This window comes from Blautia sp. Marseille-P3087 (assembly GCF_900120195.1).
In the GTDB taxonomy this organism is placed as follows: domain Bacteria; phylum Bacillota; class Clostridia; order Lachnospirales; family Lachnospiraceae; genus Blautia_A.
On record NZ_LT635539.1, the window covers coordinates 1615667 to 1624635 of the forward strand.

Annotated in this window: 11 protein-coding genes and 3 pseudogenes; 4 read left to right on the top strand and 10 right to left on the bottom strand. The window is 39.0% G+C overall.

What is annotated here, in order from left to right; translation table 11 throughout:
* Nucleotides 1-91: 91 nt before the first annotated feature.
* From BQ7344_RS16785 to BQ7344_RS07705, 4 genes are all read right to left on the bottom strand, one after another.
* Entirely contained in the window at nt 92-349 is a 258-nt protein-coding gene (locus BQ7344_RS16785) for a DUF975 family protein (RefSeq protein ID WP_334292791.1), read from the bottom strand.
* Nucleotides 350-442: 93 nt separating this feature from the next.
* The gene (locus BQ7344_RS16940) at nt 443-529 is read right to left on the bottom strand and encodes a hypothetical protein (protein WP_235816146.1); all 87 of its coding nucleotides are present in this window, start codon (nt 527-529) and stop codon (nt 443-445) included.
* Nucleotides 526-837, bottom strand: coding sequence for an RNA polymerase sigma factor (locus BQ7344_RS07700; RefSeq protein ID WP_235816072.1), 312 nt, complete (start codon nt 835-837; stop codon nt 526-528). Before BQ7344_RS07700 ends, BQ7344_RS16940 begins: the two co-directional genes overlap by 4 nt.
* A complete protein-coding gene (locus BQ7344_RS07705) occupies nt 827-1765 on the bottom strand; it encodes a hypothetical protein (RefSeq protein WP_072522117.1) in 939 nt (312 codons plus the stop codon). The genes BQ7344_RS07700 and BQ7344_RS07705 overlap by 11 nt, the downstream gene beginning before the upstream one ends.
* A 327-nt stretch (nt 1766-2092) precedes the next feature.
* Between BQ7344_RS07705 and BQ7344_RS07710 the strand changes: the two genes are divergently transcribed.
* Together BQ7344_RS07710 and BQ7344_RS07715 are read left to right on the top strand one after the other, a co-directional pair.
* A complete protein-coding gene (locus BQ7344_RS07710; RefSeq protein ID WP_159431364.1) occupies nt 2093-3307 on the top strand; it encodes an ATP-binding protein in 1215 nt (404 codons plus the stop codon).
* A gap of 15 nt (nt 3308-3322) precedes the next feature.
* Nucleotides 3323-4036, top strand: coding sequence for a LytR/AlgR family response regulator transcription factor (locus BQ7344_RS07715; RefSeq protein ID WP_072522119.1), 714 nt, complete (start codon nt 3323-3325; stop codon nt 4034-4036).
* A gap of 46 nt (nt 4037-4082) precedes the next feature.
* Here the strand turns inward: BQ7344_RS07715 and BQ7344_RS07720 are convergent, their stop codons facing one another.
* Together BQ7344_RS07720 and BQ7344_RS07725 are read right to left on the bottom strand one after the other, a co-directional pair.
* Nucleotides 4083-4451, bottom strand: a complete 369-nt coding sequence (locus tag BQ7344_RS07720) for a hypothetical protein (RefSeq protein WP_143143544.1) — start codon at nt 4449-4451, stop codon at nt 4083-4085.
* Nucleotides 4448-4717 (bottom strand): ATP-grasp domain-containing protein, encoded by a 270-nt coding sequence (locus BQ7344_RS07725; RefSeq protein WP_072522121.1) that lies wholly within the window; start codon nt 4715-4717, stop codon nt 4448-4450. The genes BQ7344_RS07720 and BQ7344_RS07725 overlap by 4 nt, the downstream gene beginning before the upstream one ends.
* Before the next feature lie 81 nt (nt 4718-4798).
* On the opposite strand from BQ7344_RS07725, the gene BQ7344_RS07730 reads away from it, so the two are divergent.
* The gene (locus tag BQ7344_RS07730; protein ID WP_072522122.1) at nt 4799-5314 is read left to right on the top strand and encodes a hypothetical protein; all 516 of its coding nucleotides are present in this window, start codon (nt 4799-4801) and stop codon (nt 5312-5314) included.
* 620 nt (nt 5315-5934) lie between these two features.
* Here the strand turns inward: BQ7344_RS07730 and BQ7344_RS07735 are convergent.
* The 3 genes and pseudogenes from BQ7344_RS07735 to BQ7344_RS07745 all read right to left on the bottom strand — a co-directional run bounded on the left by BQ7344_RS07735 (nt 5935) and on the right by BQ7344_RS07745 (nt 8298).
* Complete coding sequence (locus BQ7344_RS07735) at nt 5935-7230, bottom strand: tyrosine-type recombinase/integrase (RefSeq protein ID WP_008369919.1); 1296 nt, start codon at nt 7228-7230, stop codon at nt 5935-5937.
* An 86-nt stretch (nt 7231-7316) separates the two neighbouring features.
* Nucleotides 7317-7736 (bottom strand): annotated as a pseudogene (locus tag BQ7344_RS07740) (helix-turn-helix domain-containing protein); the annotation flags it as partial.
* Complete coding sequence (locus BQ7344_RS07745) at nt 7723-8298, bottom strand: helix-turn-helix domain-containing protein (RefSeq protein ID WP_072522124.1); 576 nt, start codon at nt 8296-8298, stop codon at nt 7723-7725. The pseudogene BQ7344_RS07740 and the gene BQ7344_RS07745, both read right to left, overlap by 14 nt.
* A 171-nt stretch (nt 8299-8469) precedes the next feature.
* Here BQ7344_RS07745 and BQ7344_RS07750 point away from each other — a divergent pair.
* Nucleotides 8470-8661 (top strand): annotated as a pseudogene (locus BQ7344_RS07750) (helix-turn-helix domain-containing protein); the annotation flags it as partial.
* On the opposite strand, the pseudogene BQ7344_RS07755 reads toward BQ7344_RS07750, so the two are convergent.
* Nucleotides 8656-8919 (bottom strand): annotated as a pseudogene (locus BQ7344_RS07755) (helix-turn-helix domain-containing protein); the annotation flags it as partial. The pseudogenes BQ7344_RS07750 and BQ7344_RS07755 sit on opposite strands and share 6 nt — an antisense overlap.
* Nucleotides 8920-8969: the final 50 nt, after the last annotated feature.

Sequence of the window (8969 nt, forward strand, 5' to 3'; positions counted from 1 at the left end):
GGAGTGTATAGTGGTTCAGTTGTCAAAACAAAAATCTAAGCTTTTTATAATGAACTGATATATGTAACTGAGTATGGGAGAAAATCCCCCCTTAGGCCGCAGGATTATCCAGTAACAGAATCGGATAATAGCAGGATGCCGGTGTCTGATTATTGAGTGCAGAATGACAACGTTCAAAATTGTAAATGTGCACATATTTACCCTGTGTTAAATACTGATATGGTCCGGCAAAGAATATATTAACCAACCCGAATGTTATAATTCCCAGAAGGCTCCATCCTATAAAAGACAGATCTAATACAAATGCAGCCCACTTATTTCCCTCCTCATCAAACTGCCCTATGCAAATATCTCATATCTGAAATATGTCATCCGGCTTTCATAATCTATTACAATGCATTATCCCCAGTCAGTTCAGGCAGAGTCTCTGTAGCCTGAACGCCTATTCCCCCTGTTTTTCCATAATCATTCGCAACTTCTCCAGAGCACGTTTCTGTATCATCCTTACATTTCCCGGTGATAAATTCATCTGCCTGCCAAGCTCTGTGGAACTTTTCTGATAATAAAATCTTCCGTCTGCTGCTTCAGGATTTCCAGAGAATAATGAGTCTTTTTATCCCTATAATAGTTTTTCAGGCGGTTTGCTGTGATTGCATACAACCAGGTAGCTATACTACCTTTTTCTTCATCATAACTGTCCATATTTCTGTAAAAAGGCAGAAATACATCTCCAGTCAGTTCTTCCGCTTCATACAGATCAGGAACTCTTTTATGTATAAATGTCAAAATTTTCAGATAATATTCCTGATAAATACGCTCAAACTCCTCATACTTCATCCTCCGCCTCTTCATAAGACTCAATCTCTGCATAGAGATGTGTATCTTCTTTCACATCTTCCTCTGGCTCGTACAGTTCTTTACACTCCTTATCTGTATACATAATGTAATAAGAATTATCGTCATGAAGCATGATCCATACATAATTATCTGATGGAACCGTGATTGCATAATCCTTTTCCTGCTCTGTACCAGGAGCTGCAGTAACTGTCACATTACGTACATCACCTTCTGCTTTTTCTGCTTCTTCGTACTTTTCACAAAGATCTGCTACATCCTCAGGTCTATCCACGCCGTAGGAGAATTCCATCTTCGAAGCTTCTTCTGAAGTGCCGTCCTTATGGTTCAGAATCTGAGTATGTTTCAGTGGTCTGTAATCATCCGAAGCAACCACATATTCCATAGAAATCCAGTCTCCCTCTGTGTAGAATTCTCCATCTCCCTGAGAATTCAATGCACTCTGCGTAAGTTCTTCAGGTACCTTTGTCTGTATAATGATCGTATCACCATCTTCCTTCATATCCGTCACTTCTTCCTCTATGGTTTCATCTGTGTAAAAGCTTATAAGATCATCTGCATTTCCATCTGCTTCATCAATATACAGACAGGAGAGATACTCATCTCCTTCTTTTCCGTATTTTAATTCGCCATCTTTATAGAGCATCTGGGTAGTACCATACATATCTACATACATCACTTCAGAATCTTCATAGTCATATACCTTTGTATTCTGCAGTATATATTCACAGGTAGCTTCATAGCTTTTATGATTGCTTACAAGACTGTCTGTTTCTCCTGCTTTCATCATCTGTTCCAGTGCATTGTCTTTTGTCAGTTCAGGTAAAATATCTGATGCCTGAACGCTCACACATCCTGATGCCAGAGTTCCCATAATCAGTACTGTCACAATAATCATTCTTTTCTTCATTTTTTAGTCTCCTTTCTTTTGAATGTTTTTGTGGCTATATTATTTATATTTTTATATTATTTGAATTTAATTCCCTTGTCCATATTTTTGCGTGAATAGTCAAAATATGGCGTAAAAAGGCCTTCATATGATTTGATTTTGCCTTCTGCCAATGGTATACTTATTTTTAATAGGTAACCTGACCATTATCTATCTTTTTGACAGGAGATTTTTATGATAGCATTGCGTTATTTCTGCGGATTTTCTTTTCAGATTTTTCCTTATGCATTTTTCTGTTTGTATCCATTCCGGGATCGTTTCCGCCTAAGCACAAAAAAGACAATGCTCATGGCACTGTCCATTTTTATTGTAATGGTCATTCCGTTTTCTCTTATCGCACAGTTCAACATCGGCGGTGATTACAAAGAGCTGATCTCGAATGCTATTTTTTATATTGCCTTGTTACTGTTCGGAATGTTGTACTGCTTTATCATCCAGGCAAAAACAGTAGAAAAACTGTTTGTATTTTTTGTTGTAATGAGCTACGGATTCTTTGTCACAAGTACTGTTACTTTTTTGCACCGTACTTTCCGGTTCCCATCCGATCATTTTATGTATCCGCCCCTTGCACTGATTCTCACACTTATCATAAATCTGCTTCTTGCGAAACCATTTCTCATGCTGATGGAGCGAATCCGTACTATGATCAACGCTGATCTGGAATCACGTATCTGGAAGATTCTCTGCTCCCTCCCTGCTTTGTTTATTCTAATTGCCAGTATTGCACAATTCTCAAGCATAATAAATCTTTCCACCAATATAATTGTCCATGCTATGTTTGTATTGTTTGCAGTATTTGCTTTCATAGTATATGCCGTATTCTTCAGTGTCATGGAATACATCCGCAGTAAACAGGAAGAACAGAGGATTTCCGAGCGCATACTGGAAAACTACCGGAATCAGGCTGAAAACAATGAACATATTCTGGAAATACACCATGAGATCCGGCATCATATGAATGCCCTGTCCTCCTATCTTAAGCAGGAGGACTATGCAGGTGCCAGACAGTATATACAGAAATTTACTGAAGAAGCCGAACAGCTTCCTTTTGTCACCTACACAGCCAATGCTCTGGTCAATTCCATCCTTTCAGAATTTGCAGAACGTGCCAGCCGTTATAAAGCCATAGTGGAGTACAGTATTATCATTGGCAGAAGACTCAACATGGAAGATATTGATTTGTGCCGGATGTTGACAAATATTTTGGAAAATGCAGTAGAAGGGTGTCAGAAGGTTTCTGAAGGACAGCGGATCATCCGGCTGAATCTCCATTCAAAGGGAAATTTTCTGTTTATTAAATGTGAAAACTCCTACAATGAGGATAACTTGAGAATCACAAATGGAAAATATAAATCCAGTAAAAAGAACAGTGACAGACACGGTTACGGTCTTAAGATCATCAATGGAATCGCCGAAAAATACAATGGTATACTGAGCGTACAGGTACGTGGTGGTTTTTTTGCTGTAACAACAACGCTTTGTCTTGACGAAAATAACGAATAATAGGAGGCTTTCACTATGTACCATATTGTCATCTGTGATGATGAACCGATTTTTTTAACACAGATATCAGAAATGATCATCGATATTTTAGCATCCATGGGAGAATCCTGTGAGATTCGAAAATATACTTCTATTTCAGAATTAAAAAATACATTGCAGAATACTCCCAAAAGCTGTGACATTCTGATTCTTGATATTATGCTGGGTGAAAACAATGGGATCAGCTTTGCAGAATGTCTCCGTGACACTGAAAACCAAATTCCCGTTATCTTCATTTCCAGCAGTGAGAAATTTGTATTCGATGCATATTCTGCTGAACCTGTAGGTTATATCCTCAAGCCGATCAGCCGTCAAAAACTTGCAGAAGCACTAACCCGTGCGATCCGACATCTGATCCCTAAATCCATTATAATCGACACTCCGTCCAGAACTGTATCCTTTCATATCAGGGATATTACCTATATTGAAATAATCAATAAAGAACTGCAGATTCACCTTCAGGACGGTACTGTCACGAAGATATATAAATCCCTTTCTGCAGTCCGTGAAACTCTGCCGAAAGATATCTTCGTGCAATGTCACAGATGCTACATTGTTTCTCTGTATGCTGTCCGTTCAATCAGACGCTTTGAAATCACACTGAATAATCATGAAATAATCCCGGTCAGCAAATACAGCTACCGGGATGTCCAGGAACAATTACAGCAATACGCTGCAAAATGGTTTTAATTTCTGCAAACAGCAGAAAACGGCGGTCTTATCGACCGCAGAATTCTCATTGACATTTTGCAACAAGCTCTCCGGCGTTTGCTTTCACATCATCGGAAACAAGCCCCGGGAATTCCTCTTCCAGTTCATTCAGGATATTAAGAATATCTTCTTTTTCCTGATCGGTGCTGATAACAACCTCGCAATAGTTGATTTTCTCCATACCTGCCACTGAGGTTTCCAGCTGCATAATATAATCCACATGCGGATTCCCATATAATCGGATCAGCTCCTCCTGCGACCTTGCTTTCATCTTAAAGTTCAATACATATTTCAGGTTCCGTTTCATACTGTAATTTTTGTCAGTTCCGAGTATGCTGTCCACAAAAACAGATAGTGGATTTCTTCCCTCCATGGCAGCCGTTGTTGTTGTCATTCCGGACCAAATTTTACAGAGCTTAACGGATCTGTAATGCCCTCTTTTGTTACAGAAAAGGCGATCGGCGGAAGGACACTGTAACGTCCCTCTACACCATGAATTTCCGTTCCGCACTGTTCTCCCTGGATCAGTTCTTCCACCATTATATCTGAATTGTTCCGATTGGAATTAAGAAAGCTCTCTACTTCCTCATAGGCGTTCATGACTTCCACTCCGATTGACCCTGCACCTAATGTATCCTTCACAATGACAGGAAAGTTCATTTCCTTAATCCGATAAAAAACATATTCCTTATATACATTTACACTGACACCCGGATTCTTCTTCTCCGCAAGAAACAGCTCATGGTGAATATAGATCTTAAAGTTCTTAAAGATATGGGACTATATAACAACAGTATTATTATTTTTGACAGAGGTTATTATTCAGAAGATATGTTCCGGGAACTTAAGTTCTACAGATGGCCTGTAGAACTTAAGTACAAAGAACTAAAAAGCCGTTTTGCCATGGAAGAGTTTTCCGGTGCTACTGCAGTATCAATACAGCAGGAATTTTATATAAATATGCTTCTATCGAATCTGGCTTCTCTTATAAAAAATGAAGCAGATGAGGAAATACAGATTTCTGCCAAAAGCACAAATAAGTTCCGTTATCAGGCCAATCGTGCATTTATCATTGAACGGATTAAAAGTATTGTTCCTAAAATACTCTGCGGACTGTTTGAGCTTTCAATTATTGAACAGTTATATATAGATGCTGTACGTTGCAGATCACAGCTCCTGCCCGGAAGGTCATTTCCAAGGAAGAAATTGAAATCCAAGGGACGTTCGCATTTCCGAAATAAAAAAGTTTCTTTTTAAAATAGAACCAGCATTCATCAATAGGCTTATTTAAATGCGGTCATTTTTATAAATCTTCTGGTTTCCAACAAAACAGCAACTGTTTTCTGTCATAAACCGATTTATTTTGTAGTTTGCATTGGAGGATATTCACTAATATGCCCTTAAGTTGACGCTCAGACCTTTCTTTTCTTCCAGAAAAGTAATCTGTTCATCATATGTTAGAAATTGCTTTTTCTCCAAGTTTTTCACCACCTCTCATCAATTTTACTAATTGTTTGTATAAATAACGAAAGGCCCCCGAAGGAGCCTTCCGGACTATGGGCTTCTCAAGTTTCCATAGTGCGATCACTAGGTACATCATAGCCTTTCCAAACAGATTTGTCAAAGAGAACATACCCGTTTTAGTTTATGTTCGTCCATGTCAAATAATGCATACAAATATCAGTGTTTTCTTATGTTTTCCCTTAATTATAAGGTTCATGTGACCCATAATTATTCCCAAAACTGAAATTTATATAATTATTCCTCTAACTTTCCCCATTTTATAGGCTTTCCCGCCTGTCCATTAGTGAAATGATATGTAGTTTCCCTTATTTTTGCCCTTATGAGATAATTACAAGGGAAATAAGGGAATTTCTTTAATCATTGCCTACCACTTTATCAAGAAGCCTAACCGATTTTCGTTTAGCATCTCTTGTGGAGTGAGCATAGACATTCATTGTGGTACTGACATCTGAGTGTCCTAACAATTCCTGCACATCTTTTGGGGCTGCTCCATTTGCTAAAAGGTTGCTTGTATAGGTGTGACGTAACTGGTGGAAATGAAAGCCTTCAAATCCCTCTAATGTTTTTGCCACCTTTCTGCAAACAGTTCCCAAAGTAGTTGGAAGTTCCAGACAACCATCCGGTCTTAAACAGACGAAAGAAATTTCTTTATAATCTGCCGGGACTTCCTCTGTTCTGTCTAAGCAATAATATTCGTAGTACACTCTGTTTTTCTCTTTGACCTCTTTGTAGTAGTTCGTGTGATAAAGTTCTCCGTACTGCATTCGATTTTTTAACTGCTCTTTCCGGGTATTACGGAAAATCTCTACCAGCGTATCTCCAAAATCAACAATCCTCACTTTTTTCCGCTTGGTTGGTCCGATGATATATTTGCGCTTTGAACCATCATATCGGATGCTGCGTCTTATGGTAAGGCATTGTTCTTCCAGATTTACGTCCTGCCATGCCAAACCGCAGGCTTCTCCAATACGGAGTCCGGCATAATAGGCTATCTGGATTGGAAGTATTGCGGCTGGGTTCTTTTTTTGAAGATACGCAAGCAGTCTTTCATAATCTTCTCGTGAAATTGGTTGGATATTTCCGTCCATGTCCTCATCCGAAAACAAATCAACTTCGTCCGTCTGATACCGCAGTTTAATATACTGCATGGGATTGAACGTAATATACTGCTTTGGAAATACTGCAAAACGGAAGGACTGCTGCATGACTGCGGAAAAAGAATGGATGTAATCTTTGCTATACCCCTTTCTCTCTTTTCCATCGGGATGAACTCCCCCGAAGGAAAGCAAATCGAAGAAGGATTGCAAATGTTCAGAGGTTACATTTTTCAGTTTCCGTTCTGCCAATGGGTGTTTCTTAATATTTCGGATTGTTCCGAGGTAATTCTCCACCGTACCATTGCTGAGCGTACCTGTTTTTAATTCCTCCTCTGCCCACACATCCAGAAGTTGTCCGACTGTGAGATTTTCCGCTTTGGCAACAAATTTCTTTTTCTCATAATCATCCATTGCCTGACGGAGCAGCTTTTCAGTTCCACTTTTGCTTTCTGTTCCAACGCATTCTTTCTGAACAAGATTGCCGCTTGCGTCCTCTACATAGAAGCGGTAGTACCATTTCTTTCCTTTTTTTCTTACAGATCCTTTTGCCATAATCGTATGTCTCCTTTCGATATTAGACAATCGGAACTGATGAAATGCTTCGTGCGTGTAAGTATATCATAACTCCGGTTGTCTTACTATACCGATTCGGAATCTTCGTATAAGACTTCTGATAAAAGATTTGCAAGCCTTTGTTCTGCTGTTTTTGGTTTCTTGGAATAGAGCCTTACAACGTCTGCCATCTCATTAAAAGCATTGATGGTGTGAGTGATTTCCCTTAAGAACATAATCTCATTATATTCATCATTCGATTCAAACCCTATTGTTTTGGCAATATCCGTCTGACCAGCATTCCCCTTGAAGTTTTTGCAGGCGAACTGGAAGGAATCCAAAAACAGACCATATTGTTTTAACATCAGCAGTAATAAATCTTTTGAAAAAGCATCTTCTTCTTTGGTAAGGGCAAGCGGTAACTGTTCCAGAATATCTCCCATCGCATCACGAATCTGTAATTCTCTCTTATCCGTAATGTCGGTTTCATATTCATCTGTTTCCCCTNTGTTTCTTGGAATAGAGCCTTACAATGTCTGCCATCTCATTAAAAGCATTGATGGTAGGAGTGATTTCCCTTAAGAACATAATCTCATTATATTCATCATTCGATTCAAACCCTATTGTTTTGGCAATATCCGTCTGACCAGCATTTCCCTTGAAGTTTTTGCAGGCGAACTGGAAGGAATCCAAAAACAGACCATATTGTTTTAACATCAGCAGTAATAAATCTTTTGAAAAAGCATCTTCTTCTTTGGTAAGGGCAAGCGGTAACTGTTCCAGAATATCTCCCATCGCATCACGAATCTGTAATTCTCTCTTATCCGTAATGTCGGTTTCATATTCATCTGTTTCCCCTTTGAGCCATTCCACAGATACATGGAGTGCTTCCGAAAGACCTTCCAGCACCATTTTTTTCGTATTGTCAATCGAACCATTCTCATAACGCAGGATTGTAGAAGCGGTAACACCCATCTTTTCTGCGACATAAGGCTGTGTCAGATTCAATTCCAGACGGCGCTGTTTTACTCTGCTGCCTATCAGCTTGCGTAGTTCTTTATCTTTCATGCTGACTGCCTCCTTTTTCGGTATGTATGAATTATAGCATTGTTTTTCTGAAATTGCAATATGCAATATAAAAATTATTTTTAATATTTCGTAACGCTTGACAAAAAGATTTGGAAAGGATATACTTACATCACAAGAATTGCATAATGCAATTTATAAGGAGGTGATTATATGACGCAAAGAAAAATTGCATTATCCATCGAAGAAGCTGCTGATTATACGGGAATCGGCAGAAATACCTTAAGACAGCTTGTAGAATGGAAGAAACTTCCAGTATTAAAGGTTGGTCGCAAAGTCCTGATTAAAACCGATATTCTGGAAATGTTTATGGAAGCGAATGAAGGTCGTGATTTGAGGGATAGAGGNTTCTCTCTTATCCGTAATGTCGGTTTCATATTCATCTGTTTCCCCTTTGAGCCATTCCACGGATACATGGAGTGCTTCCGAAAGACCTTCCAGCACCATTTTTTTCGTATTGTCAATCGAACCATTCTCATAACGCAGGATTGTAGAAGCGGTAACACCCATCTTTTCTGCGACATAAGGCTGTGTCAGATTCAATTCCAGACGGCGCTGTTTTACTCTGCTGCCTATCAGCTTGCGTAGTTCTTTATCTTTCATGCTGACTGCCTCCTTTTTCGGTATGTATGAATTATAGCATTGTTTTTCTG

Coding starts and splice junctions, on each gene's coding strand:
- BQ7344_RS16940 (WP_235816146.1), bottom strand. CDS start 529: ATGAATTTATCACCGGGAAATGTAAGGATGATACAGAAACGTGCTCTG.
- BQ7344_RS07700 (WP_235816072.1), bottom strand. CDS start 837: ATGAAGTATGAGGAGTTTGAGCGTATTTATCAGGAATATTATCTGAAA.
- BQ7344_RS07705 (WP_072522117.1), bottom strand. CDS start 1,765: ATGAAGAAAAGAATGATTATTGTGACAGTACTGATTATGGGAACTCTG.
- BQ7344_RS07710 (WP_159431364.1), top strand. CDS start 2,093: ATGGCACTGTCCATTTTTATTGTAATGGTCATTCCGTTTTCTCTTATC.
- BQ7344_RS07715 (WP_072522119.1), top strand. CDS start 3,323: ATGTACCATATTGTCATCTGTGATGATGAACCGATTTTTTTAACACAG.
- BQ7344_RS07720 (WP_143143544.1), bottom strand. CDS start 4,451: ATGACAACAACAACGGCTGCCATGGAGGGAAGAAATCCACTATCTGTT.
- BQ7344_RS07725 (WP_072522121.1), bottom strand. CDS start 4,717: ATGAACTTTCCTGTCATTGTGAAGGATACATTAGGTGCAGGGTCAATC.
- BQ7344_RS07730 (WP_072522122.1), top strand. CDS start 4,799: ATGGTGAATATAGATCTTAAAGTTCTTAAAGATATGGGACTATATAAC.
- BQ7344_RS07735 (WP_008369919.1), bottom strand. CDS start 7,230: ATGGCAAAAGGATCTGTAAGAAAAAAAGGAAAGAAATGGTACTACCGC.